We start from the raw sequence: 26,831 nt of genomic DNA, 5'->3' as shown, positions 1-26,831 counted from the left end.
TTTAATCAGTAAGACATTGAAAATTTTGATTTAACCTACTGAGTCATTTCAATTAATATTCAAGGCACTCAGGCTGTAAATACAAGGATATTGTTATGGTAGATACACTATTTAAAATATTATTTGTGCTGTTATTTCTGGTTATCGCTTACAAGCTCATTTTTTCAGGCAGCAGAGGATTGAAAGTCTTTGAAATGCATTTTAAAAACGGCAAACTCGATAAGCACTCGGGGAAAATCCCTGAAGCATTTCTGCGGGAATGTAAAAATATAGCCAAACACGAAAAGCTCACTTGTACTGTCAGAGCTGAAAAACTGAACGGGGTAAGATTACATGTCTCTGCCAATGTCGGTGACAAAATCACCCAACGGATCAGAAACGTTTTTCCATTTGAGTATTATGATAAGAAGCAACAGGACAATTCAAAGCTAAAGGGTTAAGGAAGCCAGAGGCTTTAGCGGTCAATATAAGCTGTATTAGTTGACCGCTACTGTAATGCCTTCAATCTGCCTTCAGCCATTGATATTTGAGTTACTCTTTGCTGATGACTAACGTAACCTGAGCAACCGTAACCCCAAATTTGATGATATCGCTTTTGTTTATAATGGTGCTTTCATCCACTAAAAACATCCAGTCATCAAAATGCACCTCATATTCTGAGTCATCAACCTCTAAAATCATGTCATAAGCCCAGCGCAGCGCACTGCCTCTGGCCTCACCGGTCGCAGTGCCTAAAATATCATTCGCCGTACCTTCATATTGGCCATTACCTAAATCGGTTATATGCCAAATTCGGGTTTGCTTTTCGCCATCATCATAAATAAACCACTCGTTAATAACCCCTTTATTACCTTGCCAACTGGCTTCCATAGTGACGGTAAATTTTCGGGTCACTGTGCCAGAGAAGTCTTGTACGATACCCGCCGCAGTTAACTTGCCGTCAAAAAAGCTACGTAAATTAAGTTCCGGAGTGGTTTTATCATAATCTTCAATAGATGCTGATGAACACGCTGTCAATAACACTAACGAAATGACCAGCAAAGATGACTTCTTAGCCATAGCGTAAGCGCATTGCAACTGTCGCCACGTACTGTTTAATGCCGTTAACGCTAAACTTGCTTTAATCATTTCTTAACTCCAATTAACTGCTGACGTAATTTAGGTCTACTGGTATTTTCTGATAACCAAATGCCAAGAAATGCGTCTGCAAACCCCGGTTCTAAGATCATCGCCAAAGGCTGTTCGTTATAAAAAAACTGGCCTTTATTTTGCTCGTGCATCATAAAGCTTAGAGTGTCACCTTGCTTAACATCAGGCCATATACCTTCTAGATGAGCCTGCAGTTGAGGGATGCGACTTTGCTCGATACCAATGTGCTGCCACTGCTCTACGGTAGCTTCAATTAAATCTTCTGCATCAATATCTCTATGGTATTGGATTTCAAGTTTCAGTGGATATTGCTGATTTTTGTATTCACCATCTACTGACATTAGCTTGGCGCTGTAAACCGAAAACCACAATAAATCCAGATCGGCTTGGCCTACCAGTTTAAAATCTGTCGTGGCTAATGCTGTCGAAGCTGGTGTCGTTGGCACTGACGAAGATTGCACTGATGAAATTAGTTCTGCTGCGGGAGTTGGCTCAGTATTTAACTCTTGTGCGTTAGCCAATACGTTTGTACTCATAACAGCTAAGATACAGGCACTAAAAAAAAACCTAACTAAGCTCAAAACAACTAAGTGAAAAATTGCACGTGTATTTACACCAAGCGCATTAGGAACTGCTAACGAGCTTATCCGAGAATAACTATTCATCATATTGAGTTCCTCTATTGAGCCAATATAATCAGCCAACCACAGCCAGATAATTGCACCGCCGTTAGGTACACAAAGCTGGGTTAATTAAATAAGCTGGGCAATTTGTTTCACTTCGTGTTTGTGGCGAATGAACTTGGCAATGTGAAAAAATAACGGCATCAACAAGGCCCAAATAATGGCTAGAATTGCAGTGGTAAACAAATCGCCGTGAGGGAAATCGACCGCGCCAAAGTTGGCTCCAGCAAGGTAACTTAAACTACCAAATACGCCACCAACTAACACTTGAACAATAATGGGTAAGCCGCTAAAAATGCTTAAACTGTAATTAAGTGAAATCGCAAAATAACACCACAGCAGTAATAACCATATAGGCACAAGCGTAAAATCAAAAAGCCCCGTTAAGGTAAGCGTTAAGTCAACTAGTACCCCGATAATGGTGCAACTGAGCATCACTTTGATATCTAAAACCCGTTGACGGCTGACGATAAAGTGCCAAATCAACAATAATCCTGGGATATATAGCAGCTGATTGCCAGCTAATACCCCTGCCCACCAGATAATCTGAAAGGCAATAACATTGATGATGATATTATGATTAACCCAGAGCATATACGTTATGCGCCACTGGCTAATGCAGTACGATATTGCGGCCTTACTGCCACTAAATGAACTGTGCTGGTAGTTCTTTCTAAAAATCCACCTTCACAATAACTCAGGTAAAACTTCCACATTCTGATAAAGTCTTCGCCATAGCCCATCTCTTTGATTCGGTCTTGGGCTTTATCAAATTTTTCATGCCAATGGTTTAAGGTTTGAGCGTAATCTTTACCCATATCATTGATGGACCACACCACCATGTCAGTTTTATTGGCAATGTGCTTATTCATTTCACTGATAGACGGTAAACAACCACCAGGGAAAATATAGCGCTGGATAAAGTCGACACTTTTACGGTAACTGTCATAGCGCTGATCAGCTATGGTAATGGCTTGAATTAACATGCGCCCATTTGGCTTAAGTAAACTTTCTAACTTCTTAAAGAAGCCCGGTAAATATTCATGACCTACCGCTTCAATCATTTCAATGGACACCACGCGGTCATACTCACCGGTCAAAATACGGTAATCGTCTTTTAACAAAGTTATTTTGTCAGTTAAGCCTTCTTGCTCTACCCGCTCTAGTGCGTAATCATATTGGGCATCAGAGATAGTTGTCGTGGTCACGGTGACATCAAAGTGCTTGGCCGCATATATCGCCAACGCCCCCCAACCAGTACCGACCTCAAGAACGGTTTGCCCCGCTTGTAAATCAAGACGCTCACAAATGGTTTGCAGCTTATGCTGCTGGGCTTGTTCTAAACTGGCATCGTGGTGCGGGTATAGCGCGCTTGAATAGAGCATTTCTTTATCTAGAAACTGCTCATACATCGGGTTGCCTAAATCATAATGCGCCAGAATATTGCGCTTTGAACCCGTTGATGAATTGCGGTTAAACAAATGACCGATACGATTAATACCAACACTAAACCATGAAAAGTAACGCTCAATTTTATCCAGTAATGAGAGGTTTCGGGCAAAAAGCTGCACCACTTTAGTTAAATCAGGGCTCGACCAATGACCTTGAATGTAGGCTTCGCCAGCGCCAATTGAACCACCCCAAATGATCTGCTTGTAAAAACTGGGGTGAGACACCTGCATAGTGGCATGCAAGTCAGAATCGACATTACCAAAGCTTAAGCTTTGCTCTGAGCTGCCAATTGCAGAGTTATCAGAACTAACAATGGTAAGATGGCCATCTGACAAGTGGGCTAATGCCTTAAGCAAAATCTTCTTCGCAAAGCTGTCAGAAATAGTCTCTTGCACTAAGATGGTGTTGGTTGCCGCATTTTCCATAACTCTCTCCGCTGACTACTTTTTATATGCAATTTTTTGTGCGCTATTAGTATTTTAGCTGTAAATTTTATTTTTACTCATAAACAACAGGTTAGATTTCAATACACTAAAACTCTCGCTAGGCAAAAATTATTTGTTATGAGTTGAACATTACTAAACCAATACGCATCATTTCATGATTTGGTTTAATTTAAGTTTGTGGATGAGAGATAAAAGGGATCCGTTTAATAAATAACTTCAGCGCTTGCCAATAAATTCCAAACATAATTTTCAATGTCATTAGCGGAAAACTGAGCAACATACTGCGAATATTTTTGGCGGTAAAATCCTTTTTATTGAGCAACAAACTGGCATCGAACAGCTTATTGTCGGCATCATCCCTGTTTTGTATGGTCACATTTAAGCGCTTGCTTGGCGCGATGACCTTCCAAAAATAATGCATCTCAAGATCCATAAATGGCGAAACATGAAACACTTTATCTGTGGTGGTGGTTTTAGTGAGATTGACTAAGTAACAATGGCGCTGATCCCATGGCGTATTACTTACCTCCGCCAGCATATAAACCGCTTCGTCACCTTGATAGCAAAAATAGAAGTTAACCGGGCTAAAATAAAAACCAAAATGCCTCACTTGGCCAGCAAACACGACTCTGTCACACTGCGTCTGAGCCCCAAGCTTTGCTATCGTCCATAACACCCGCTGTTTCAGCGCTTGCGGCGGGCTCATTTTATCTATCAATGCTGCATCAACAGGGGAGCAATTAAACTGGCTTTCAAGGGCATTTAAATAATCATCAGGATTAAATCGTAGTACTGAGCGCTCAACTGCGCTAAATAAACGGCTAACCTTAGATAGCTGCGCCACTTCATCTAAGTCTATTGCCAGTAAGGCAATCTGATAACTGAAGCTGTGCAGCTTCGGCGTAAAGCGCCGGTGAATAATATCGCCACTGTATATTCCACTGGTGAATTCACTCATAGGCTAATGCCAAAATCATTGCACACATCAAGTGCACTGTGGACACCATCTTCATGAAAACCGTTATACCAATAGGCGCCAGCAAAATGAGTATGGTTAACGGCGCAAATACGTTTACGTTCGCCTTGGGCTTTCATACTCGACTCATTAAACACTGGATGGGCATAATTGAATTTTCTGAGAATTTTAGACTCATCAATTAAATCTGTTTGATTTAAAGTCACACAAAACGTCGGCGCATCTTTGGGTAAGCGCTGCAAAATGTTCATGTTATAAGTCACGCTGGCAGGTCTGTCAGCAATTTCAGCTGCATCCTTGCCTTCTAGGCGGTAATTCCAACTGGCCCATGCCGCTTTGCGTTTTGGCAGTAGATTAGTATCTGTATGCAAAACTACTTCATTATTTTGATATGCCATCGCCCCAAGTACTTGTTTTTCATCCTCAGTTGCATCGGTAAGCATCGCCAACGCTTGGTCGCTATGGCAAGCTAGAATGACTTCATCAAAGCGTTGAACTTCGCCATCATTAATACGTAAGTTAACCCCATCGTCGCTGCGTTCAATGGAGGTCACTGCAGAGTTTAAAAACAATCGCTGTTTGAAAGGAGCAATAAGCGCAGGAATATAGCTTCGAGAGCCACCTTTTAATACGTACCATTGTGGGCGGTCACTAATATTAAGTAAGCCATGGTTATGGAAAAATTGAATAAAAAATCGCAATGAGAATTTGCGCATATCATTGATACTGGCAGACCAAATGGCCGCGCCCATTGGCAAGATGTAATGCTCGCTAAAAAAGTCAGAGAAACCTTCAGCATCTAAAAACTGCCCTAAACTGTCACTCGGGTAGTTTTCCGCTTCAAAGATAGCCTTGCATTGATTATTAAAACGCACTATCTCGGCTAAAAACTTATAGAAATCTGGTTTTAACAAGTTACGTCTTTGGGCAAACATGCTCCACAAGGTATGGCCATTGTATTCCAATCCCGTTTGCACATTACGTACACTAAAGCTCATTTCAGTGGGTAATGATTCAACGTCTATTTTTGCCATTAGCTTTTGAAATCGTGGATAAGTTCTATCATTAAATACAATAAAGCCACTGTCGATAGCATAGGGCTTACCGCCTACTTCAACATCAATGGTCGCGGTATGGCCGCCTATATAATCATTAGCTTCAAATACGCTAACTTGATGAAGTTCACTGAGCAAATGCCCACAGGTCAGCCCTGATATACCCGAACCCACAATTGCTATTTTTTTCATATTATTCCTTCAACTCATTATTATTATTTTTGCTATGACTACAGTTAATGGCATTTCAATTATTGTTAATTTTTCAAGCAGGCTTAACTTATTTTCGGCGCTAAAATTTTATTAATCAGTGCCGATGGTAAACATGATAAGCCCTTAAGCAATAAGGTAAATCGCTTCGGAAAATGAATTTCATCCTTAGCTTTTTTTAATTCTGTAAATATTGTTATTGCCGCTTTTTCAGCAGTAATTTGCATGGGCATAGCAAAGTCATTTTTATCGGTTAATGGGGTTTTCACAAAGCCCGGACAAATAACACTTACACCGATACCGATTGCTTTTAAATCAAGACGAAGACTACTGGCAAGGTAACTCACTGCAGCTTTTGACGCGCCATAGGCTTCAGCCTTAGGAAAAGGTAAATAGGTCGCACTGGAACTCATTAACGCCACTCTGCCGTTGGTAGTCACTAGCGGTAAGAAATGCTCTAAACAATAACCCATCGAGATGACATTAGTTTGAATCACTCGCTCAAATAAAGCGCCATCAAAGCGCAGCGGATTTTCAATGTATTCACAACTACCCGCATTAAGAATAACCAGCTGTAATTTCGCGTTAGATGCGACTAATTTATCTGATAATGTTTGCGCTGCGGTTTGAATTTGCGCTTTATCGTTAATATCAAAAGCAAGCGGCACAACGCCACTTATGGCATTTAAACGCTGCTCATTACGGCCACAAGCAAATACCATGTAGCCTTTTTCAACATAAAGCATCGCTAGTGCTAAACCGATACCAGAACTGGCCCCGGTGATTAACACTGCAGGTCTTGCTACTGATTGATGAAGGTTTCCCTGATGAGAGTTAGCTTGTTCCATTATGCTGACGCCTTGTTTTTGATGAACTTAATCAACCGACCTACTAACGGGAGTTGTTCATACAGCATACTGCCAAGATCAAAATAATCGCGATGGGCTGTAATTTTATCGCTAAATTTAAGCTGGCTCATTCCTTCAACAGTGATGAGTTGGCCGTTGTTTAATTTAGGGTGGCGGTAGTGCATTGCCCAGAAAACGGCGGCCTGCTGATGGCTACAGCTCACCTCTTTGATATCAAATTCAATATGGTCAACGTTGGCATAAAGGTTAGCAAAGTACAGGCTGAGATGTTCAATACCTTCAACTTTGTGTAATGGATCTTGAAAGATAATCTCATCGCTATACACCTGATTGAGCAAGTGTAAGCTGTCTTTATTTAGCTGCTGATACATGCCGATAAAGTCATCAATTATTTGTGGTCTGGCAAGATCATTATTGCTGGCTGGCTCAGTTAAATGACTTACGGTATTGGCAGTACTTGGCATTATGTCTCCTTTACCACCTCAAATAACGATTAGCTGATTAACTAATAGCAATCTAGGTGGCGCTTAGCTAAACCTTGCAAACTTTGGTAATCAAATCGAGCTGTCATATTGCGACTGCAAGATTAATAGTAAGCTTAGTTGCACGTTTTGTCCTATGTTTAACCGATAAATAACTTAAATAATCATTGATTTTCAATAAGTAAATAATGCTACTTAATCGGATTGTTAATGATTAATACGCAACGATAGTCGCTGCAGATCACAATAAAAAAGGCGCTTAGTTTTCACTAAGCGCCTTTAATAAACACAATAATCAGCTTTGGCGATATCAGTCTCTATCGCTATTTTAAGCTAATAAATTTAGCTCACTGGTAACCTCTTGCAGCAATTGGGTCCCAGTTTTTCTCAACTTCTTCTTTGATGAATTTTTGCTTCTCTTCGCTTAACTTAACTTCATCAATTCCAACCGCAGCATGAGCAGATTCTTTACTGCTAATGTCAGGGTATTGCACCTCGGTAACCTTAAGCAATCTAAGGACTCCCGCAATAGACTCACGCGCAGCGGTTGCTTGCTCAATAGCTTTAGTTAATAACTCACGACCTTCATCTGGGTTATGGGCATATAAACCATGTGAAGCCATGGCAAAATCCCAGCGCCACTGTCCGTGACGAATCCCCATGATGCCTTCATTCATTTGATGCCAATTTGCACCAGCATCCCAAGCGGCTTTAGCTTCGTAATGCGCCTTAACCAATAGGCCCTCAACCTTACGTGCCATGGCATCAATTTCTTGTTTATCACTGTTCAGTTTAGCTGTGATTTCGTCTTTACTTTGATGACAGCCTTTACAGGTTTGATCAAAATACGGTAATGCTTTATCAACCTTATGGCTGGTAAATGTCTCACCTTGTTCATTTTCTTCCGCAGGCATATGACAAGTAATACAGGTTACGTTATGTTCAGCATGCTTACTTCGGCTCCAATGCTCAAATTCTGGATGACGCGCTTTGAGTATTGGCGTTTTAGAAATAGGGTGAATCCACTCGAAAAAACGGCGGGTATCATAGTACTTTTCAATATCATCAGCTGTACTACCGAAGATCCAAGGCATGTTTACTACGTTACTTTTTTCAGGCTGGAAATAATAAGTCACGTGGCACTGGCCACAAACTTGTGCACCCTGCATAGAAACTGATTGTTCCGCAAATGGCAGACCCACTTTATTCATCGCATTCTGAGCATGAGGCCTTGGTAGGGCTAATTTTTCAGAACCGTTTTCATGGCAATCACTACAATAAACCACGCTTTTAATTTCAGTACCTAAATCGGTAAAGTTTTTTGCTGAATAACCTTCAAAGCCTAACTCATTAATTAGTCTTGGTGCATCAGGGGTTTTACAAGTCCAACAACTGGCAGAGGTGCCTTTCTCGCCTTCTTTTGGTGGCACACCAGTACGCAAGGTTTGGGTAACATCAGCGACAGCAAATTGATGCCCCCTTGGGCTGTGATATTCTTTGGCAAATGATGAACCAGCCCATAAGATGATGTTAGCTGGATACTGGGCTAACATATCTTCACGTTCAGACTGCTCTTCAGTTGCCGCCCATGACTCATAATGTTCAGGAAATTTAGTTTCAAAAATATCCTTGGCTTGTGACGCCACCGCGCCGCCAAAAAAACTCAAGCTTAATAATACCGATACTGCTTTTACTGCCTTTGATTTAACCACTAAATCTCGGGCAACTAGGGATAAACGTTTGTTCACTGTGCTTCCTTAATATTACAAACTGACATAACTGACTAGTATAAATTCTATAGTTTTAACGACTTAAATTGCTTAAAACGGTGACTTCACTTTTAGCTGACCCAGCTTAGCCAGGCCTGCCATCAATACGAGGTCGAGTAAGTATTGGGCTGTAATGCAGCACAAATAACCCAAATGCCATAAACCAAAAACCACCAGCTAACCACAACCACATCTGGGTTTGAGCGGGTAAAAGCAAAGGCATAATGGCACGAAATATTGCAGCTATGGGTAAACAGGCAAACGCCAATACCATGCTAGGCCCTTGATAAATATTTCTACTGGTGTGGCCCAGTGACACTCTTGAAATCATGGCTAAACATAGAGAAGCAACACAACCAATAGCAAATAAGTGCAACATGCTTCGATAAGCATAGTCATCATTGATAAACCAACCTAACCCCAGTAGCGATAGTGGCAGTGACAAATAAGACACATGTAATGACCACAACATCGGCTCAGACAGGGTTTTGTGGGGTAACCAACGGCTAAATCGAACTAAATGCAGCGTACCTGCTAGCAATAACAACACTTGCTCAACAGCTACAGGCAATAACTTAAATATAGCTTGAACAGCCAAAAGTACCATTAATATCAGCAAGCCCTTTTCTACAACAAAAATTGGCTGAGCTTTAGTAGCCTTTAAACGCATAGCGGTAAAAAACGGAATAACCCGTCCACCAACTATGGTAATCAGTAGCGCCAGCCAAAATATCATTCCCTGCCAAATTTGATTAGCTAAAATAAAATTGCGTTCGTTTAATGCGTAATAACTCACAAGATTAACAATCAGCGCTACCATGAGCATGATTGAAAAACCAATGTTCTGCCATTGCTTTACCCGATAAACGCATCGCCACATGGTAAATGCAGCAATGCCTAAAAAGACACTATCAAAAAATGCCGGTAAAATTAACGGGATATCCATCGGCAATAACAGCAGTAACCTAGCAAGTAGCCAACTGATAAAAGTAATCGCCAGAGGGATGCCTTTAAGGCTAGGTTGATTGGTCCAAGTTTGCACTGCCGTGAGTAAAAAACCACAGACAATAGCTAAAATAAAACCAAATAACATTTCATGGGGGTGCCACCATAAAGGTAATACGTTCGCCCAAAAGTTACTATTAAACAGACTATATTGCGGGGTAAACCAGCCCATTAACCATAATGGAATATACAGCATGGCAATCACTGCGCCACCCAAGAAAAAAGGCCTAAAAGCTAAACGCCAAATAGCAGCGGTTTTTTCCGTTTCTGCTGGGTCGTCAATATTGAGCATAGTAATCAAGCCTTTTTTGGTGAACACATAACATGCATTTTATATACATATTATATTATGCTGTTCTGAGCCAAGCAGCAATAGCGATTAGCCATTCTGTTACAAACCTAATTGAAACTGTGAACTCAGGCAAACAATCATAGCGTGCTTGGAGCAAATAAGCTCAAAACCAAGTCACTGCATTAGCAATGACTATTGGGGAGATGGTTAAGTTAACTCACTCGTTTCGCCAGCTTTAATCGGCAAACAAAGGGGAAGCAAGGACTAAATAAGAATGGAGATATGATTAAAATATACTGCTCATAAAAGGCCAGAAAGCCCTAGCGCTTTAGCGCGCTTAGGACTTCAATGGCACGCTTTCTCGCCATGGCATGTTCAACTATCGGACTGGGGTAGTGCAATTTAGCAGACGAAAACTCACGTTCAAAAGCAAATAACTCGCCGTTAGCATTGATATCTTGCTCACTTATTTCATTGCTGTTTATACCATCACAACTCAAAGTATCACCACTGAATATAGGCTGATGAATTTGCTTTAAACTCACCGAGGCCAACTCTGGAATATAATGCTTGATAAAACTGGCATCGGGGTCAAATTTACTACTTTGATTCATCGGATTAAAAACCCGAAAATAAGGCTGGGCGTCACAGCCCGTACCAGCAGACCATTGCCAACCGCCATTGTTGGCAGCCAAGTCACCATCGATAAGGTGCTGTCGAAAATAGCGCTCGCCCCAACGCCAATCCACCAACAAATGCTTAGTTAAAAAGCTCGCCACCACCATGCGCAAACGATTATGCATCCAACCGGTTTGATTTAACTGCCTCATTGCGGCATCAACAATGGGAAAGCCGGTTACGCCGTCACACCAAGCTTTGAACTCTTGGGGATGATTACGCCAATTTACTTTGCTGCCATTTTCATTAAAGTTTTTGCCTTTAGACAAATCAGGAAATGCCACTAACAGGTGCCGATAAAACTCACGCCAAGCCAACTCATTCACCCAGGTTTTAGCAGGACTAGTATCATCCACTAATGCATCTGGAAAACGGTTCAATACTGAGGCGAGGCATTGGTTAGCACTAATCACCCCAATGGCTAAATAAGGTGATAATCGGCTGGTACTGTCTAGCGCAGGAAAGTCTCTTTCTGCTAGATAATCCTGTAAATTATTAGCGCAGAAACGGTCTAAAATGCGCTTTGCAGCCCCCTCACCAGCAAGCCAATGCTGACTAGAGACTTTCGGATAATCAAATGCTATCGGTTTAGGTTTATCAACTGCTGCGCCAATAGCTTCTGGCACAGCCACTGGTGCAATTCGCCTAGATGACACTATCTCACGCCACTTTTTCGAAAATGGCGTAAACACTTTATACATGCTGCCAGCCAGATTATTAACTTCTCCTGCCGCGATAATGCAATCTTGAGCGATAAACTGGATAGGTACACCAATATCAATCAGCTGTTGATCGCGTTTACGTTCATTAAACTCTGGTTCCTGGGTGGCAAATACCTGATCTATTTGATTATCGATTAGGTATTGCGGCATCCAGTCCATAACATCGTCGAACCAAGGTAAGGTTATCACCTCCAACTCAACCCCTAATGCAGCTAGACTTTGGGCTAAAAGGTTGACATGGCGCTCAATAAAATCCACTTGAATCGGCGCGACATCATGACTTTTCCACTGCTCAGTACTGGCAATAAAAATCGCTTTAACTTGACCATTTGTTTGACGAGCCAGCTCAAAAGCTTCAACAACACTATGGTTATCAGCAAGACGCAAGTCTTGCCTAAACCAAATTAAGCTATTCATTAATACAACCTCTTAGCTAAAGTCTTATCTGGTTTACGCCAACCGCAGGGTTAATACGACCACGTTTATTACAACTTAGTAAGCGTAGCGTAACCTGAGTTCTTCTGGATGCGGATTTAAATACACCTGCCCTTCAATATAAGGGGTTGGGTGTTCGCGTAAATAATGGTTAATTAAGGTTATTGGCACCAATAAGGGTAATAGTCCTTCGCGGTATTTCATTATCGATTCGGTAAGCTCTTCTTTTTGATCTTTAGACAGATGTTTTTTGAAATAGCCCTGAATGTGCTGCAAGGTACTGGTATGGTTTTTTCGCGTCGCTTTGATCTTTAACGCCGTCATAAAGCCTTCAAAATAGGTTTGTGCTGTGGCCTCAATATCATCAATCTGCGCTAAGATTGGCCCTAAATCACGATACCATTGTGGGCTGTGAGCCATTAATAGGTATTTATAACGGGCATGAAACTGCATGAGTTTGTGCTTAGTCCAGCCTTCAGCTTGCAAGCAATGCCACTCATGGTAAGCATAGACGCGGGTAATAAAGTTCTCTTTTATCAAAGGATCATGTAGCCGCCCTTCTTCTTCCACGGGTAAATGGGGATAGGTCTCCATTAATTTTCTGGCATAAACTCCCACACCAGATTTAGTGCCATTATTGGTACCGTATTTATACTCAATCACCCGCTCCATACCGCAGGTTGGCGATTTAGCGCAGAGAATATAACCACCAATAAAGTTGAGTTCCTTAACCCGCTTTTCACTAAACTCAGCAAGTTTGTCGGTAACATCGATACTACCATCTGCACTTTTAACAAAAATTTTATCACCATCAATTTCTTGGCGAATACTTTTGCGTGGCGCGCCCATACCTATGGCCATTTCAGGGCATACGCTGATGTAATCAAAAAATGGCGCGAGATCTTTATTGCAATAATTTGAGTTTTTATGGCCGCCATCAAATCTTACTTTTTGCCCTAACAAGCAACTACTAATACCTATTTGGATTTTCTCTGAGTTAAAGATTTCTGTATTCACTATACAACTCCTTGTGGCGACTACTTATGGCGTAGAAATATTTACGATTACTATCATTAAATAGATCATCTTTTTTTATTGATATTAGTCCTGAACTCAATTTAAGCAATCACTCTTTTGCAGTTAATTTTCAAGAAGTTCTGACTAAGGTTAACAATGCTAAGGTAAACATAGAAGTATTGTCCCACCCCATAAAAAAAGGGCTACGCAATATCTGCATAGCCCTTCTAAAAATGTTTTTCGCTTGAGTTAATACGCCTCGCTTTAAGCCGAGTGTTTTTGCCCAAACTTCTCTAAGCCCCAAACTAAGCTGATACCAACAATTAGACAAATAATCGCAGCGGTTAATTGAGATGGCTCACCAGTTATTTGCTCAAACTGCATTGGTGATAAGTTTTGCTCTGTGAGTGCCACCAGCTCACCACTGGAATTTTCACGCCAGGTGAGGACTTCTTTCCAAGGCCAAATTTTGCCTAAAGTGCCTAACATTAACCCAGTTAAAAACATCAGTGTTTGATCATGAAACTTACGTAGCATGGCTGAAAGCACATGACTAAAGCTCAGTAAGCCCACAACACAACCACAGGCAAAACAAGCCAGCATTAAAATATCAAAGCCTTTGGCTGCAGCTAATACGGCTGGATACATACCTAATAGCAACAGAATAAAACCACCTGAAATACCTGGTAAAATCATCGCGCAAATGGCAATGCAGCCAGATATAAAGAAGGTAAAATAACTCACTTCAAGCTCAATGGGATTAAGCACTGTGATAGCCCAAGCAAAGGCGACACCTAAGATAAATAATGCCACTTGGAGCAAGTTAATCCCTTTCACTTGCTTAAGCATATGAACAACAGAAAATAAAATCAGCCCGAAAAAGAACGACCATACCGGTATAGGATGATTAGTTAACAACCAAGAAATGAGTTTTGCCAGCGTGAAGATACTGGTTAGGATCCCGCCAAACACACAAACCAAAAAAGGGCCATTAATGTGCATGAAAGCCGCTTTAAAACCTTGCTGCTTAATAATGCCAAAAAGTGAAGGATTAATTTTACGAATCGCATCTAATAACGGGTCTAAAATGCCCGTAATAAAAGCAATTGTGCCGCCAGAAACGCCAGGTACAACATCGGCTGCGCCCATCGCCATGCCTTTGCAGTAATTTAATAAATGATGCAAAACCAATCCTTATTAATAAAATGAACACACCTTAGAGGTGAGAAATACAAGCTTAAATACCTGATAAAACCTTATCTTAAAGCCAGCCGATAAACATCTTATGTTGGACGTTTATAAACTGAAAGTCATGTGACTTGGTTAGCAGTAAGACAATATAAAACAAATTATACCTGCACTAAGCTCAGTGAAGGAATATATCTTTTATCAATATCATTCGCTTATGTGCAAGCCGTTACAAGGATGTTAAACTCAAGCCCCAAAAACTCATCTGACCAGATAAAAATAAAACCAGATGGCTGAAAACAACATTAATCCTACGTTTAGAATCATTAAAGGACTGCTATGAGTCACGATAAACCCAATCACGTATTAGCCTTGTATCACAAAGTCACTAAATACCCTTTCGGTAATAAAATATTCTCAATGATGGTATCAAGAACAGCGCCCTACTTTGCTACCGTGCGCCCTCTCGTGACCGCATTAAGAGTGAACCACTGTGCTGTTTTAGTTAAAAAACGTCGCGCGGTACACAACCACATAAAAACCGTGCACGTTATTGCTATTTGTAATGGTTTAGAGATGGCCATGGGCGTGATGGCAGAAGCGTCTATTCCAAAGCATTTACGCTGGATCCCAAAAGGCATGTCGGTTGATTACACCGCCAAAGCAGGCACAGATATTTTATGTGTCGCCGAAGTCACCCCTGAGCAATGGCAAGTGGGCGATATGTTAGTACCGGTTAATGCCTATGATACTGAAGGCAAAGTGGTTGTTCGTGGCAGCATCAAATTATGGATTTCAGAAAAACCCGCTAAGTAGTCTCAGCTAACAGTCTGTATCAATTTTAACCGCAGGCTGTTAGTCTTTTATTACAATAATTAATCAACAAAGATATGAACTCGAAATGGATCCTTCAACTCATATTAATCGCCCTAATGCATTAACCTCAGATACACTTCAACAGCCACCACCAGCGTCATTAACCATTAATGAAAGTCACGGTAATCGCAATGCCAATATGGATGCCCTCAGAGGCATCGCCATTATTGGTATTTTGTTCATGAACATTTTTTTTATGAACAATAGCTTTTATGGCTATGCGCAGCATTACCCTCAAATTCAATCAGACATCATTTTAGAAGTCTTTAGTAATTTCTTCCTTGAAGGGCGCTTTATTTCGCTGCTATCTATCCTATTTGGCGCTGGATTATATATTCAATATAAGCGCTACGAGGCGGCTAGTTTAGTGGCATACCCATTATTAAAACGGCGCATAATATGGCTTGCAGTATTTGGTTTACTCCATGGCATTTTTATTTGGGGCGGCGATATATTACTCAGTTATGCCTTTAGTGCATTTTTAGCCCTGAATTACCTCAACGGCGATATCACCCAGTTAAAAAAACGGGCTAATCAATTTATTGTTGGCTCGCTGCTCGTTATGGCCTTGCTGAGCTTGTTAGTAGAGCCAGAGTATTATTATCGCGGCTCTGAATTCCACCTTCAGCAGCTGCAAGCATGGTCTGCAAATTATAGTGACATAGTGTTATTACAACTTAACCAAGTCGGTTACATGTTACTGATTATACCGTTAACCTTAATGTGGTTTTTAGGGGGGCTAATGATGTGGGGAATGGCGCTTTATCAACAAGGGGCATTTGAACATGGATTAGAGCGGACAACCTTAATCAAGTGCGCTATTGCGGCCATTATATTATCAAGCCTAGATAGCCTGTTAAGCTTCAGTTCAAGCGCTATTTTAGTTGAGTTTTCAGCAATAGTGATGATGCTAAGTGCAATTCCTATGGCATTGATTTACTTACACCTTATAGTAAAAGCCTGTCAAGATTTCACTCACGTGCTCGCGCCTTTTCAAGCTGTGGGAAAGCTGGCTTTTAGTTGTTATATTTTACAATCCATCATAGGTGTCAGCCTATTTCGTTATCTTATGCCTGAGCTTAACGCCAGCCTTGATAGAGTTGACTATATCTTAATTGCACTTGGCTTAAGTGGGCTGCAATTGCTGTTAGCGCCGCTTTATTTGCGCTATTTTAGCCAAGGCCCGCTAGAGTCACTTAGGCGTAAGCTGGTTTCAAAAAAATGACTGGGTTAAAAACTAGCTGTTAAGCTGATATTTAAAATGAAAGTTGATACTTTGGAATAAAAGGATTCATGACACTGATGAAAATATTTGCACTAATCAGCTTATGCTTGATGGCACTCTTTAGTTATAGCATTTGGCCATTTTTGGCAATTTATGTTGCCGCGATAAACCTGTTAAGCTTTTTGATTACATGGCTTGATAAACGCGCAGCAGCAAAACAAACATGGCGAACACAAGAGCGCACTTTACACCTTTTTGCGTTACTTAGTGGCTGGCCAGCAGGGCTTTTGGCTCAACAAACATTTAGGCACAAAACCCAGAAAACACCTTTTAAGTGGATTTACCTCTGCAGCATAGTTATCAATATATTGGCTTTGGCGGGCTTGGCTTACCTGCAATATCAAGGGCTTTAACTGTGCTAAAACTTATGTGGTATGTTTCTAAACCGCTAACTAAGCTCTTTGGGTTAAAAATCATGATTTAGCCGTTAAAAAAACGCCGCTGCACTTTACCCACTGCACTTGGGTGAGTACCATTCATTTATTGCTAGCAACCATAAGAAGAAGTTATGAAAATCATTTTGTCCGTTTGTGTGATCGCAGGGATCATCTTTTACTTTTACACGCAATCAAACAATGAAAAAGCCTCGAAAGAGAACATCATTAAAGGCAATGCTTTCTTATTAGAAAATGAAAAAAATCCAGATGTCGTTACCACCTTGTCAGGGCTACAATATGAAATAATGCATAAAGGTGATGCAACTGAGCATCCAAAAGCGACTGACACAGTGACCGTTCATTATCACGGCACACTTATCGACGGTACGGTATTTGATAGTTCGGTTGAACGTGGTGAAAGTATCGACTTCCCACTAAATCGGGTTATTCCTGGCTGGACTGAAGGGGTGCAATTAATGTCAGTGGGCGATAAGTTCCGCTTTTTTGTTCCTAGCAGCTTAGCTTATGGCAATCGCTCGGCAGGTAAAATCCAAGGCGGTTCAGTACTCATTTTTGAAGTTGAGCTATTAGCAATAAACTAAGAATGAAATCAGCTAAAAATCTACTCTGACTAAAGATCACAATTTAAGTGGCTAAGTTTAGACGGCTAAGTTTAGACAACTAAGTTTTAGCGACTAAGTTTAAGCCTCTAGGTTTAAGGTTTAAGGTTTAAGGTTTAAGCGCCAGAAAATAAAAATCCCTTATAGCCAAGCTACAAGGGATTTTTTATTGGTTCATCTATATTGTTTATCGCAACTCACTAAATAGTGATGTCGATATCTAGCTTAGCCCAAATGGCTCATCAATTGATTTAGCCGGCTGGGTGAACCACACAGCGCCAGATTCAGTCATATAAAAATGATCTTCGTGTCTAACGCCAAACTCACCTGGTACACATAACATCGGCTCGTTACTAAAGCACATTCCTGCTGCTAGCTGGGTGTGATCGTTTAGCACTAAATAGGGCCATTCATGAATATCTAAGCCAATTCCGTGTCCGGTGCGATGGGGTAAACCTGGCACATCATAATCTGGGCCAAAACCTGCATTAACGATTACTTCTCGAGCCGCTTTATCAACACTTGCACACGTTGCGCCAATAGTCGCTGCAGCAAACGCCGCCAGTTGCGCTTGTTGCTCTAAATTCCATAATTCACGTTGGCGATCACTTGGCTCACCAAATACATAAGTGCGGGTAATATCTGAGTTATAGCCGCCTAGCTGACAACCGGTATCAATCAGTACCGTGTCGTTTAAATCCAGTGTTTTAGGCGACTTAACTCCATGGGGGTACGCGGTATCTTCGCCAAACAATACAATGCAAAAATATGACCCCGCAGGCGCGCCAACCTTGATGTGGGCTTGATGGATAAAATCTTCCACTTCTTTGGTGCTAATGCCTTCACGTAAGATACTGGCGGCAGCAATATGAACCGCTAAGGTCATGTCCTTAGCTCGTTGCAACAAGGCCAGCTCCGCTGGCGATTTAATCATTCTACAACCGGCAGTGATGCTTTTGGCATTCACATAATTGAGTTGATCATTGGCGCTGCGAATACCATCAAAAATAAAGAAAGCGCTGGCTTCATCAATGCCCACCTTGCCAGCATTAATGCCTTTATTTGCTAGCATGTCGGCAAATAACTGAAAAGGGCTTTCATCTTCTTGCCAGGTATTCACCTTGCCCTTGACGGCCATATAACCTTGTAAGGTATCAAGCTCAAATGCAGGGGCAATATATTCAAGCTCACCGCAGGCAGGAATAATCGCCCCAACCATACGCTCGCTAGCATACCAGCGAGTACCGGTAAAATAGTACAGGTTAGTGCCAGCATTAATGTAGATGGCTTCAATGCCTTGTTGCTGCATTAATTGCTGTGCTTGGCTAATTCGCTGTTCAAACTCTCCTACCCCAATAGCAGCCACATCATGGGTCATATCTGACAAACTCGCTAATGCTTCTTGTGGGGTTTGGGTTCCGACTCCGACTGTCATAGTACGCTCCGATAATTAATGCTAGATAAGCAAATTTTATTCTATTAGTGATCCGATAATCCGCATAGTGTAAACTTCAACCACAAAATGTATACAATATAAATTATCAATTGTATTTCAACATTACACTCGCTGCGGTTACCCTGCAGATGATGACTATCGTCAGCGCTTTGTTTGAAAATAAACCGCCGTTGCGATAATCGCTTTACCTTAATAAGACTGAATCAATCAGCCACCTCCAATGGAGCAACCATGCCAGATACGATCACTCAGCGCCTTGACGCCATTCGCCAAACCATGTCGCAACAAAATCTCGATGCTTTTATTATTCCCCGAGCAGATGAATACCTCGGTGAATATGTCCCTGAGCGCAATGAAAGGCTGCATTGGGCTACTGGTTTTACCGGCTCGGCGGGCATGGCTATTATTTTAAAAGACACGGCCGCTATTTTTGTTGACGGTCGTTACACAGTGCAAGTGGCACTGCAAGTTGATGCGCAGTTGTTTAGTTATGAAAGCCTAACGGATACGCCGCAAATTCAATGGCTGATTGATAAGTTAGCTCAAGGTAAACGTGTTGGCATAGATAGCCGATTACATACCTTAGCTTGGTATCAACAAGCACAGCATCAATTAACAAAAGCTGATATTAGCTTAGTGTCAGTTGCTGAAAACCCAATTGATATCCATTGGCAGCAACGCCCAATGCTACCAACAGAGCCCATTACCTTATTTAGCCATGAGGGCGCAGGCCGTAATAGCCTTGATAAACGTCAACAAATTGGTGACATCATTGCCAAGCAAGGCGCCGATATGGCATTAATTGCCGCTTTAGACTCATTCTGTTGGTTACTTAATATTCGTGGCAACGATGTGCCAAGATTACCCGTCACCTTAGGCTGCGCGTTACTGAGTGCCAACGGTGATATGACCTTATTTGCTGATAGCAACAAACTGCCCCAAGGCTTTGCTGAGCATGTGGGCGCTGGCGTTGAATTTAAAGATGAATCATTATTAGCTGAAGCGCTTAAGCAACTTAACGGTGTAAAACTGCTGGCAGACCCTAATACCAGCAATGCTTGGACCCAGCTAACCGCAGAGCAAGCGGGCGCCATATTAGTTGCGGGCTCAGATCCTGTCGCGCTGCCAAAAGCACAAAAGAATGCCGCCGAGCTTAGTGGCATGCGAGCATGTCATATCCGTGATGGTGCAGCAGTAAGCCGTTTTCTTGCTTGGCTTGATATGGAAGTTGCCGCCAACCGTCTTTATGATGAAGCCCAGCTTGCCGATAAACTGGAATCATTCAGATTAATTGACCCACTGTATCGTGAGCCAAGCTTTGATACCATTTCAGCCACCGGTGCTAACGCCGCTATGTGTCATTACAATCATAATGACGCCACGCCAAGTCAAATGACCATGAACAGCATTTACTTGGTAGATTCTGGGGCGCAATACCTTGATGGCACCACAGATGTCACCCGTACTATTGCCATTGGTGACGTCAGCGCTGAGCAACAAAAAATGGTCACCTTAGTATTAAAAGGTCATATTGCCCTTGATCAAGCCAAATTCCCTAAAGGCACATCAGGCCAGCAGTTAGATGGCTTTGCTCGTCAGTACTTGTGGCAACATGGTTTTGATTATGACCATGGCACAGGCCATGGCGTAGGACATTTTTTAAGTGTTCATGAAGGCCCGCAGCGCATTGGTAAAAACGTGAATGGCGTGCCATTATTGCCAGGTATGGTGTTATCCAATGAGCCGGGGTATTACCGCGCTAATGAATTTGGTATTCGCATTGAAAACCTAGTGGCTGTGCTCCCATCACCAAGCCTAGTTAATGCTGAGCGTGAAATGCTGGAGTTTGATGCCTTAACACTAATCCCTATTGATAAGCGTTTAATTGATAAATCCTTACTCACTCAAGCTGAAATTGATTGGTTAAATCGCTACCATCAAAAAGTGTTTACCACCTTATCAACTATGCTCACAGGTGATGACCTTGCATGGTTAACTGAGGTAACGACTGAGCTTTAATATAACTCAGTCATTATCCCCATACTTGCCCAATTTTAAGCCATTTAAATTGGGCATTTTTGTTTTCAGAGCCCGTTTCTAATTGCCATAACGTCGCCATAATCATGCCCTAAAAACTGACCACAAAACTTAGTTAAGAATTAATCAAAAAACTTTGTTATACTCCGCCGCCGCTGATCCATTAGCGAACTTTAAAACCCATGTTAAAATGACATGCTAAGTCGTTTTGGTACTAGCACGATGAACTATACTCAGGCAGGTTGAAAACTAATATTTTTAGTTAACTAGCCACTGAACTGTTGAATGACGTGATAATGATAGGAACAAGATACCAATGAAATTTGAATCTTTTAGCTTCGCCCCAGAAATATTAAGTGCGATCGCTGATTGCGGGTATAAAACTATGACACCCGTTCAACAACAAGCTATTCCAGCAATTCGTCGTGGCCAAGATGTACTTGCCAGCGCCCAAACCGGTACTGGTAAAACAGCCGCATTTGCATTACCTATGCTGCAAAAAATGGTTGAAAACCCACGTGAGTTACAGCATTCAAATACCCGCGCGTTAATCTTAACCCCGACGCGCGAGCTAGCTGCTCAGGTTGCTGACAATATTGCTGATTACAGCAAGAACATCAACATGGAAGTACTGACCATTTATGGCGGCGTAAAGCTGACTAGCCAAGCGCAAAAGCTTAAACGTGGTGCTGACATTATTGTAGCAACCCCAGGGCGTTTACTTGAGCATTTAAACGCATGTAACTTAAGCCTTTCAAATGTTGAGTTTTTAGTCCTTGATGAAGCTGACCGTATGCTGGATATGGGCTTTAGCACCGACATTCAAAAAATTCTTCAAGCCGTGAATAAGCAGCGTCAAAACTTATTATTCTCAGCCACCTTCTCAACCTCTGTTAAGAAGCTTGCTAACGAAATGCTTGAAAAGCCAGTGGTCATTACTGCTGACAAACAAAACACCACCGCAGATACCGTAAGCCAAGTGGTTTATCCCGTTGAGCAGCGCCGTAAGCGTGAATTACTATCTGAATTGATTGGCACTAAAAACTGGCAACAGGTGTTAGTCTTCACTGCAACCCGTGATGCTGCAGATAAGCTAGTGAAAGAACTTAACCTTGATGGTATTCCGTCAGCTGTGGTTCATGGCGAAAAAGCCCAGGGCAGTCGACGCCGTGCATTACGTGAATTTGTTGAAGGTAAAGTACGTGTGCTAGTTGCAACCGAAGTTGCCGCTCGTGGATTGGATATTCAAGATTTAGGCTATGTTGTTAACTATGACTTACCATTTCTTGCTGAAGATTATGTGCACCGTATCGGCCGCACCGGACGTGCAGGTAAATCAGGTACCGCAATTTCATTTGTGAGCCGCGAAGAAGAGCGCACCTTACATGATATTGAAAAATTAATCGGTCAACCAATTCGCCGAATTACTGCGCCAGGTTATGAAGTTGGCAGCCGTGAATTACTGTTAAAGCAAATTCAAAAGCGTCGTAGCTTTGCGAAGAAACAACAACGTGCTGATAGCGCGGGTGAGCAAGTTGTCGGTGAGCGTAACATGCAAGGTCGCCGCGTAACGGTAGGTAAATCAACCAGTACCGTTAAGTACAAAAAACTGAAGTAATCATCCCTTTATTATTTCAATATTAAGGCGCTATTAGCGCCTTTTTTTATGCCTAAAAACCAATAAGTAACTCATTATTCGCTTTAAGTAAGTTCGATGAAATAAAAACTGTGGTGATCAGGTCTAATCATTGTCGCCGTAACAGCGAATATTATTACCAGTATAACTCGGCGATAAGAAGTGCCAATTAGGGCGCTCACTATGATCATCACTTTAATTGAATATGGATTTCAGCATGTTAAAAAAACTTATATTAGTCGTCGCAATGGCCTTATTTAGCTTACCTTCAATGGCTAAACCTATTGCTAGCGATGAATACCACGTCATGCCATTAATGAATGGACAACAAATCCCGAACCTTGACCTTAAAGATGTTGCCGGCAATAAGGTTAACCTACTAGCATTAACCGCAGCTAAGCCCACTATCTTCTTTTTCTATCGTGGCGGTTGGTGCCCATTTTGTAATGTTCAAATGGGCCAACTTAAAGCTATTGAGCCTAAATTAATTGAAATGGGTTTTCAGTTAGTGGGGATTTCACCTGACTCACCCGCTAAACTTAAAGCCTCAATGAATGACAATAAACTGGATTACCTATTGCTATCAGATGAAAATATGACCGCATCCCAAGCATTTGGTATTGCCTTTTATACCAGTGAAAAAGTCACTAGTATGTACCGCGCCAAGCTCAGTGTTGAAAATACTCTTTGGACCACACCTGCAGGTGAGCAGCGCTTAGTCTTACCAGTGCCTGCAGTTTATCTGGCAGATAAAACCGGCTTGGTACACTTTCAATACATAAATCCAAATTATAAAGTGCGCCCCGCACCTGAGCTTATCTTAACCGCGGCTAAATTACTGCAAGGGCAATAATTTGCAGCAGCAATAACTCGCCTTTGCTACAATAGCCTCGCCGCACTTCCCATTTTTCTGCGGCGGAGTTATTTATGCAAAATACAACACAAGCACCAACATACAACCAAGCGATTTTGGCCCTAGCTGAAGCAGGGATTAAAGCCTTGCAAGAGTCTGCATTAAAGCAAAAAGCCAAGCGAACCCCAGCCCAAGAAAGTCATTTTCTGTGTGCATGGATGGTGGAGTCATTACGGGATAAGCGCTTTCCTAAAATGGTTGCAGATGATCTCAATAGCTGGATCCGTATGGCTCGCAGCCAAGGCGCTGGCGCCATGTTACCGCAGCTACTGCAACGTATCGCAACTCAATACCAACAAGTGCTCACCACGACCTTATCTGAAAAAGGCGCAATCGATGCGCTTATCGAGCATTTAGATAGCAACGAATGGTTTGTTATTACTGATACTGCGTTTTCAGACTCAGGTGCCAAAAAGCTCAAACTGGCGGGTAATGGTCAATCGAGTATGGTGATTTGTGAACATCAGCTGTCGCACTATTTTGATGTAGATAGACTCATTAAGCCTTTAGCTATCTATGTGCGTGGTGATGAGCAATATTTTGCCGAGCAAGCGCTCAATAAAGGGCTATTGGTTAGCCAAGGTAATAAAAAAACCAGTCTTATCAAACATCATAAAACCTATTTGGTATACCCAAACAACCAGTTATCAGAGTTATGTTTATTAGTAGAGTCGCTGGCTTAACTCGCTAATTAACTGCTGTAACGAAAAGCGCTAACTTAATGTCGGCGCTTTTTTTTGTTTCTGGTTGGGTTTCTTAAAGAATTTTAAGATGATGTTTAGCCAAACATTTTAGAAAAGGTTTTAGAAACGGCTTTAGAATGGGTTAAGGCTATAGCCTTGCTCCGCCAAAATAGCATGGGCCGTCATTGCTGATAACGCCATTTCAACTCCAGGCAATAATGCTTGATTACTAAGGTTGTAATACGCTGCGCTTTGACCACAAATATAGACCTTCACCCCATATTCAGTTAATTGCTGTACCAAGGCTTTATTGGCATTTTCGATGGGCGCAGCTAAGCGGTGTTGCTGGCGATAATAGCCATCATCAGCTAAGTCCCCAACGGCGCTGCCATGTACGACCATAGCTAAATTAATATCTTTAGATTTAACCCCTGCAGCCTCATGCATATTAATAAATCTAGCAAGGGTATTTAAACTGCGATTAACCTCACCAACCTTAGCCGCTTTGCTCATATCAAAAGCGATATTAAATTGCATGCCTTTTGGCAAGGCCAGTTGGCTGTCAATTGTCGCGATTTCGCCATAGCCTTTTATCACAGTTCCAGCTTTAAAGGCCTCTTTTCCTGCCATAGCAGCACTAGAGGTTACCAATAGTAAGCTAACCATCAGCAATTTGAGACTTGATATTTTGTGCATCTTTTATCCTTATTGATTGCAATATGACAAAGCTATCTTGAAACGCTGCATTTAGCTATAATAGCCCTCAAATTTTTACCCCTGTAAATAAATTGCTCAGGGGTATCAATCTCAAAAGCTGCGTAATCAAGTATCAATGCTTAACCGCCAGCTTATCTTAGTCGTATGTGTTGCTTAGCAAGCTAATGTTAAGCCGCCAAACTCAGGAGTTTCCATGGCTCGCCAAGTCATTTATACCTTTAAAGGTAAAACCAAAACAATCGCATTCAGTTACGATATACATCATGACCTATACGAAGCTGCGGCTGAAGCTGAAGGTATTGATTTAACCAACTTCTTGGCTATGGAACAGCAAATTGCAATGACCTCTAAAAAAGGGGCTAAAGCAGAAAAAGATTACCGTAAAACCGAGTTTGCCCGTTTCGGTTTTAGTAGCATCAAATTTGTTCGTGATGATGACGAGCAAAGCTAACAGTCAAAAACTAACCGCTAAGAGTTAAGAGTTAAGCGCATTTGTATTAGTGGCATCACCAATTATTAGTGACAACAACAATAAAAGGATTTACATGATAAATTCAGACCACGCTAATTTCCCTAGAGCCAGCTTTATCCGCCGCTGTGGCGCCATAATATATGACTCATTATTGGCTGTAGCCGTATATATGGTTGCCGGTGCCATTGGTTTTGGCCTGTTTGTCGGCCTTACCAGCAGCGGCGTTATTTCAATGGATGGTTACGAGCACATTGCAGATGCACTGCATCAAACCCCACTGTATAAAGGTATTTATCAGTTATGGGTCGTACTTTGTGTCGTCGCTTTTTATGCCTTATTTTGGAGCCGCGGCGGTCAAACATTAGGGATGAGAGCATGGCGCTTAAAAGTGCAGCACCCTAATGGACAGAACTTAAGTTTTGTTACTGCGCTTGCCCGCGTGGTGTGGTCACTGGCTGGTATTGGTAACTTATTTATTCTTATCAATCCTGATAAACAGGCCCTACAAGATAAAATGACCCAATCAGAAGTCGTAGTACTGTCGGTTGAAGCGAACCAAATGCGCAATTGGCGCGGCGCTTAAACTAGCGGCACAAACTAGCGGCACAAACTAATGCCATAAACTAGTGCCATAAACTAGTGCCATAAACTAATACCATCAAAGAACACGCCGTAATCCTATGGGTTACGGCGTTTTTTATTGGCGCTGTAGAACATCAAGCCGCTAACATGGCGCAGCGATTTGGGCTAAGGCTAAGGCTCAAACTAAAAGCAGAACTAGAGGTAGAGGTAGAGGTAGAGGTTGATGTGGTCAAGTAAATCTGTACACGCTTAGGGGGGATTTTCTTATGCCGCCATTTCAGCTGCCGTTGGGGTCATATAATTATTGTAACTATGCCCGCGTTTTGTATTGTAATGTTTCAATATGTAGTTCAACACATCATGCTTTGCTTCATCAAAATGTTGATATCCGTTCTTTGGCATCCATTCCGTTTTATAGCTTCTAAAAAAACGCTCCATTACGGCATTATCCCAGCAATTCCCTCGACGGCTCATGCTCTGATTGATTTGGTATTTCCAAAGCATCTGTCGATATTGGAGACTGCTGTAGTGACAACCTTGGTCTGAATGAAATAATAGACCTTTAGGCCGCCCACGACTTTCAAAAGCCATTCTTAAAGCTGCACAGGTCAAATCTGTATTCGGACTATCAGAACAAGCCCAGCCAACCACTTTTCTCGCATATAAATCCATTGTAGTGGTCAAGTAAAATTGGCCACGGTTTTAGAGTCATTCCAATATAAACGTTCTGACTCATTTGGCGTTAACCC

26 protein-coding genes and 1 pseudogene are annotated in these 26,831 nt (G+C 41.8%); 11 read left to right on the top strand and 16 right to left on the bottom strand.

What is annotated here, in order from left to right; all coding sequences use genetic code 11:
• Positions 1 to 95 precede the first annotated feature (95 nt).
• Complete coding sequence (locus Q4533_RS00130; RefSeq protein ID WP_102438755.1) at positions 96 to 440, top strand: DUF3634 family protein; 345 nt, start codon at positions 96 to 98, stop codon at positions 438 to 440.
• A 91-nt stretch (positions 441 to 531) separates the two neighbouring features.
• On the opposite strand, the gene Q4533_RS00125 is transcribed toward Q4533_RS00130, so the two are convergent.
• From Q4533_RS00125 to Q4533_RS00065, 13 genes are all read right to left on the bottom strand, one after another.
• Positions 532 to 1,059 (bottom strand): DUF3833 domain-containing protein, encoded by a 528-nt coding sequence (locus Q4533_RS00125; protein WP_102439149.1) that lies wholly within the window; start codon positions 1,057 to 1,059, stop codon positions 532 to 534.
• A gap of 65 nt (positions 1,060 to 1,124) precedes the next feature.
• Positions 1,125 to 1,685, bottom strand: coding sequence for a chalcone isomerase family protein (locus Q4533_RS00120; protein ID WP_157936284.1), 561 nt, complete (start codon positions 1,683 to 1,685; stop codon positions 1,125 to 1,127).
• Positions 1,686 to 1,901: 216 nt separating this feature from the next.
• The gene (locus tag Q4533_RS00115) at positions 1,902 to 2,426 is read right to left on the bottom strand and encodes a DUF2878 domain-containing protein (protein WP_303501267.1); all 525 of its coding nucleotides are present in this window, start codon (positions 2,424 to 2,426) and stop codon (positions 1,902 to 1,904) included.
• A gap of 5 nt (positions 2,427 to 2,431) precedes the next feature.
• Positions 2,432 to 3,709, bottom strand: coding sequence for a cyclopropane-fatty-acyl-phospholipid synthase family protein (locus Q4533_RS00110; RefSeq protein ID WP_303501265.1), 1,278 nt, complete (start codon positions 3,707 to 3,709; stop codon positions 2,432 to 2,434).
• 190 nt (positions 3,710 to 3,899) lie between these two features.
• The gene (locus tag Q4533_RS00105; RefSeq protein ID WP_102475540.1) at positions 3,900 to 4,688 is read right to left on the bottom strand and encodes a DUF1365 domain-containing protein; all 789 of its coding nucleotides are present in this window, start codon (positions 4,686 to 4,688) and stop codon (positions 3,900 to 3,902) included.
• The gene (locus Q4533_RS00100) at positions 4,685 to 5,953 is read right to left on the bottom strand and encodes an NAD(P)/FAD-dependent oxidoreductase (protein WP_303501262.1); all 1,269 of its coding nucleotides are present in this window, start codon (positions 5,951 to 5,953) and stop codon (positions 4,685 to 4,687) included. The genes Q4533_RS00105 and Q4533_RS00100 overlap by 4 nt, the downstream gene beginning before the upstream one ends.
• An 83-nt stretch (positions 5,954 to 6,036) precedes the next feature.
• Positions 6,037 to 6,819, bottom strand: a complete 783-nt coding sequence (locus Q4533_RS00095; protein ID WP_303501260.1) for an SDR family NAD(P)-dependent oxidoreductase — start codon at positions 6,817 to 6,819, stop codon at positions 6,037 to 6,039.
• A complete protein-coding gene (locus tag Q4533_RS00090; RefSeq protein WP_303458946.1) occupies positions 6,819 to 7,211 on the bottom strand; it encodes a nuclear transport factor 2 family protein in 393 nt (130 codons plus the stop codon). Before Q4533_RS00090 ends, Q4533_RS00095 begins: the two co-directional genes overlap by 1 nt.
• Before the next feature lie 458 nt (positions 7,212 to 7,669).
• Positions 7,670 to 8,989 (bottom strand): ammonia-forming cytochrome c nitrite reductase subunit c552, encoded by a 1,320-nt coding sequence (locus Q4533_RS00085; protein WP_303458948.1) that lies wholly within the window; start codon positions 8,987 to 8,989, stop codon positions 7,670 to 7,672.
• Positions 8,990 to 9,176: 187 nt separating this feature from the next.
• The gene (locus Q4533_RS00080) at positions 9,177 to 10,388 is read right to left on the bottom strand and encodes an NnrS family protein (RefSeq protein ID WP_303501258.1); all 1,212 of its coding nucleotides are present in this window, start codon (positions 10,386 to 10,388) and stop codon (positions 9,177 to 9,179) included.
• A gap of 320 nt (positions 10,389 to 10,708) precedes the next feature.
• Entirely contained in the window at positions 10,709 to 12,205 is a 1,497-nt protein-coding gene (locus Q4533_RS00075) for a deoxyribodipyrimidine photo-lyase (RefSeq protein WP_303445551.1), read from the bottom strand.
• A 75-nt stretch (positions 12,206 to 12,280) separates the two neighbouring features.
• Positions 12,281 to 13,240, bottom strand: a complete 960-nt coding sequence (locus tag Q4533_RS00070; protein WP_303501257.1) for a DUF523 and DUF1722 domain-containing protein — start codon at positions 13,238 to 13,240, stop codon at positions 12,281 to 12,283.
• Positions 13,241 to 13,504: 264 nt separating this feature from the next.
• Positions 13,505 to 14,425 (bottom strand): DUF368 domain-containing protein, encoded by a 921-nt coding sequence (locus tag Q4533_RS00065; protein WP_303501255.1) that lies wholly within the window; start codon positions 14,423 to 14,425, stop codon positions 13,505 to 13,507.
• 342 nt (positions 14,426 to 14,767) lie between these two features.
• Between Q4533_RS00065 and Q4533_RS00060 the strand changes: the two genes are divergently transcribed.
• From Q4533_RS00060 to Q4533_RS00050, 4 genes are all read left to right on the top strand, one after another.
• On the top strand, positions 14,768 to 15,244 hold the full coding sequence (locus Q4533_RS00060; RefSeq protein WP_102475549.1) for a hotdog fold domain-containing protein: 477 nt from the start codon (positions 14,768 to 14,770) through the stop codon (positions 15,242 to 15,244).
• A gap of 85 nt (positions 15,245 to 15,329) precedes the next feature.
• Positions 15,330 to 16,529, top strand: coding sequence for a DUF418 domain-containing protein (locus Q4533_RS00055; RefSeq protein ID WP_303501253.1), 1,200 nt, complete (start codon positions 15,330 to 15,332; stop codon positions 16,527 to 16,529).
• A 68-nt stretch (positions 16,530 to 16,597) separates the two neighbouring features.
• Positions 16,598 to 16,942, top strand: a complete 345-nt coding sequence (locus Q4533_RS19665) for a DUF1294 domain-containing protein (protein ID WP_102475550.1) — start codon at positions 16,598 to 16,600, stop codon at positions 16,940 to 16,942.
• Between the two features lie 155 nt (positions 16,943 to 17,097).
• Complete coding sequence (locus Q4533_RS00050; protein ID WP_102475551.1) at positions 17,098 to 17,568, top strand: FKBP-type peptidyl-prolyl cis-trans isomerase; 471 nt, start codon at positions 17,098 to 17,100, stop codon at positions 17,566 to 17,568.
• A 238-nt stretch (positions 17,569 to 17,806) separates the two neighbouring features.
• Here Q4533_RS00050 and Q4533_RS00045 read toward each other — a convergent pair whose 3' ends face one another.
• Positions 17,807 to 19,021, bottom strand: coding sequence for a Xaa-Pro peptidase family protein (locus tag Q4533_RS00045; RefSeq protein ID WP_303501251.1), 1,215 nt, complete (start codon positions 19,019 to 19,021; stop codon positions 17,807 to 17,809).
• 252 nt (positions 19,022 to 19,273) lie between these two features.
• On the opposite strand from Q4533_RS00045, the gene Q4533_RS00040 reads away from it, so the two are divergent.
• From Q4533_RS00040 to Q4533_RS00025, 4 genes are all read left to right on the top strand, one after another.
• Entirely contained in the window at positions 19,274 to 21,061 is a 1,788-nt protein-coding gene (locus Q4533_RS00040) for an aminopeptidase P family protein (RefSeq protein ID WP_102475553.1), read from the top strand.
• A gap of 334 nt (positions 21,062 to 21,395) precedes the next feature.
• The gene (locus Q4533_RS00035; protein ID WP_076541129.1) at positions 21,396 to 22,697 is read left to right on the top strand and encodes a DEAD/DEAH box helicase; all 1,302 of its coding nucleotides are present in this window, start codon (positions 21,396 to 21,398) and stop codon (positions 22,695 to 22,697) included.
• 235 nt (positions 22,698 to 22,932) lie between these two features.
• Positions 22,933 to 23,568 (top strand): peroxiredoxin-like family protein, encoded by a 636-nt coding sequence (locus Q4533_RS00030; RefSeq protein ID WP_102438788.1) that lies wholly within the window; start codon positions 22,933 to 22,935, stop codon positions 23,566 to 23,568.
• A 74-nt stretch (positions 23,569 to 23,642) separates the two neighbouring features.
• Entirely contained in the window at positions 23,643 to 24,311 is a 669-nt protein-coding gene (locus Q4533_RS00025; protein WP_102438790.1) for a DUF2913 family protein, read from the top strand.
• Positions 24,312 to 24,443: 132 nt separating this feature from the next.
• Here Q4533_RS00025 and Q4533_RS00020 read toward each other — a convergent pair whose 3' ends face one another.
• On the bottom strand, positions 24,444 to 25,007 hold the full coding sequence (locus Q4533_RS00020) for a DsrE family protein (RefSeq protein WP_303501249.1): 564 nt from the start codon (positions 25,005 to 25,007) through the stop codon (positions 24,444 to 24,446).
• A gap of 214 nt (positions 25,008 to 25,221) precedes the next feature.
• Here Q4533_RS00020 and Q4533_RS00015 point away from each other — a divergent pair, with 214 nt between their 5' ends.
• Together Q4533_RS00015 and Q4533_RS00010 are read left to right on the top strand one after the other, a co-directional pair.
• The gene (locus tag Q4533_RS00015) at positions 25,222 to 25,479 is read left to right on the top strand and encodes a DUF2960 domain-containing protein (protein WP_102438794.1); all 258 of its coding nucleotides are present in this window, start codon (positions 25,222 to 25,224) and stop codon (positions 25,477 to 25,479) included.
• 94 nt (positions 25,480 to 25,573) lie between these two features.
• The gene (locus Q4533_RS00010; RefSeq protein WP_102438796.1) at positions 25,574 to 26,083 is read left to right on the top strand and encodes an RDD family protein; all 510 of its coding nucleotides are present in this window, start codon (positions 25,574 to 25,576) and stop codon (positions 26,081 to 26,083) included.
• A gap of 263 nt (positions 26,084 to 26,346) precedes the next feature.
• Here the strand turns inward: Q4533_RS00010 and Q4533_RS00005 are convergent.
• A pseudogene (locus Q4533_RS00005) lies at positions 26,347 to 26,769 on the bottom strand (IS3 family transposase); the annotation flags it as partial.
• Positions 26,770 to 26,831: the final 62 nt, after the last annotated feature.

Source organism: Shewanella sp. 6_MG-2023 (assembly GCF_030547195.1).
Lineage (GTDB): Bacteria > Pseudomonadota > Gammaproteobacteria > Enterobacterales > Shewanellaceae > Shewanella.
This window is presented reverse-complemented; position numbering and strand designations above follow the sequence as displayed.

Coding starts and splice junctions, on each gene's coding strand:
- Q4533_RS00015 (WP_102438794.1), top strand. CDS start 25,222: ATGGCTCGCCAAGTCATTTATACCTTTAAAGGTAAAACCAAAACAATC.
- Q4533_RS00055 (WP_303501253.1), top strand. CDS start 15,330: ATGGATCCTTCAACTCATATTAATCGCCCTAATGCATTAACCTCAGAT.
- Q4533_RS00030 (WP_102438788.1), top strand. CDS start 22,933: ATGTTAAAAAAACTTATATTAGTCGTCGCAATGGCCTTATTTAGCTTA.
- Q4533_RS00025 (WP_102438790.1), top strand. CDS start 23,643: ATGCAAAATACAACACAAGCACCAACATACAACCAAGCGATTTTGGCC.
- Q4533_RS00095 (WP_303501260.1), bottom strand. CDS start 6,819: ATGGAACAAGCTAACTCTCATCAGGGAAACCTTCATCAATCAGTAGCA.
- Q4533_RS00045 (WP_303501251.1), bottom strand. CDS start 19,021: ATGACAGTCGGAGTCGGAACCCAAACCCCACAAGAAGCATTAGCGAGT.
- Q4533_RS00060 (WP_102475549.1), top strand. CDS start 14,768: ATGAGTCACGATAAACCCAATCACGTATTAGCCTTGTATCACAAAGTC.
- Q4533_RS00050 (WP_102475551.1), top strand. CDS start 17,098: ATGAAAATCATTTTGTCCGTTTGTGTGATCGCAGGGATCATCTTTTAC.
- Q4533_RS00120 (WP_157936284.1), bottom strand. CDS start 1,685: ATGAGTACAAACGTATTGGCTAACGCACAAGAGTTAAATACTGAGCCA.
- Q4533_RS19665 (WP_102475550.1), top strand. CDS start 16,598: ATGACACTGATGAAAATATTTGCACTAATCAGCTTATGCTTGATGGCA.
- Q4533_RS00125 (WP_102439149.1), bottom strand. CDS start 1,059: ATGGCTAAGAAGTCATCTTTGCTGGTCATTTCGTTAGTGTTATTGACA.
- Q4533_RS00130 (WP_102438755.1), top strand. CDS start 96: ATGGTAGATACACTATTTAAAATATTATTTGTGCTGTTATTTCTGGTT.
- Q4533_RS00040 (WP_102475553.1), top strand. CDS start 19,274: ATGCCAGATACGATCACTCAGCGCCTTGACGCCATTCGCCAAACCATG.
- Q4533_RS00080 (WP_303501258.1), bottom strand. CDS start 10,388: ATGCTCAATATTGACGACCCAGCAGAAACGGAAAAAACCGCTGCTATT.
- Q4533_RS00115 (WP_303501267.1), bottom strand. CDS start 2,426: ATGCTCTGGGTTAATCATAATATCATCATCAATGTTATTGCCTTTCAG.
- Q4533_RS00090 (WP_303458946.1), bottom strand. CDS start 7,211: ATGTATCAGCAGCTAAATAAAGACAGCTTACACTTGCTCAATCAGGTG.
- Q4533_RS00110 (WP_303501265.1), bottom strand. CDS start 3,709: ATGGAAAATGCGGCAACCAACACCATCTTAGTGCAAGAGACTATTTCT.
- Q4533_RS00105 (WP_102475540.1), bottom strand. CDS start 4,688: ATGAGTGAATTCACCAGTGGAATATACAGTGGCGATATTATTCACCGG.
- Q4533_RS00035 (WP_076541129.1), top strand. CDS start 21,396: ATGAAATTTGAATCTTTTAGCTTCGCCCCAGAAATATTAAGTGCGATC.
- Q4533_RS00075 (WP_303445551.1), bottom strand. CDS start 12,205: ATGAATAGCTTAATTTGGTTTAGGCAAGACTTGCGTCTTGCTGATAAC.
- Q4533_RS00020 (WP_303501249.1), bottom strand. CDS start 25,007: ATGCACAAAATATCAAGTCTCAAATTGCTGATGGTTAGCTTACTATTG.
- Q4533_RS00100 (WP_303501262.1), bottom strand. CDS start 5,953: ATGAAAAAAATAGCAATTGTGGGTTCGGGTATATCAGGGCTGACCTGT.
- Q4533_RS00010 (WP_102438796.1), top strand. CDS start 25,574: ATGATAAATTCAGACCACGCTAATTTCCCTAGAGCCAGCTTTATCCGC.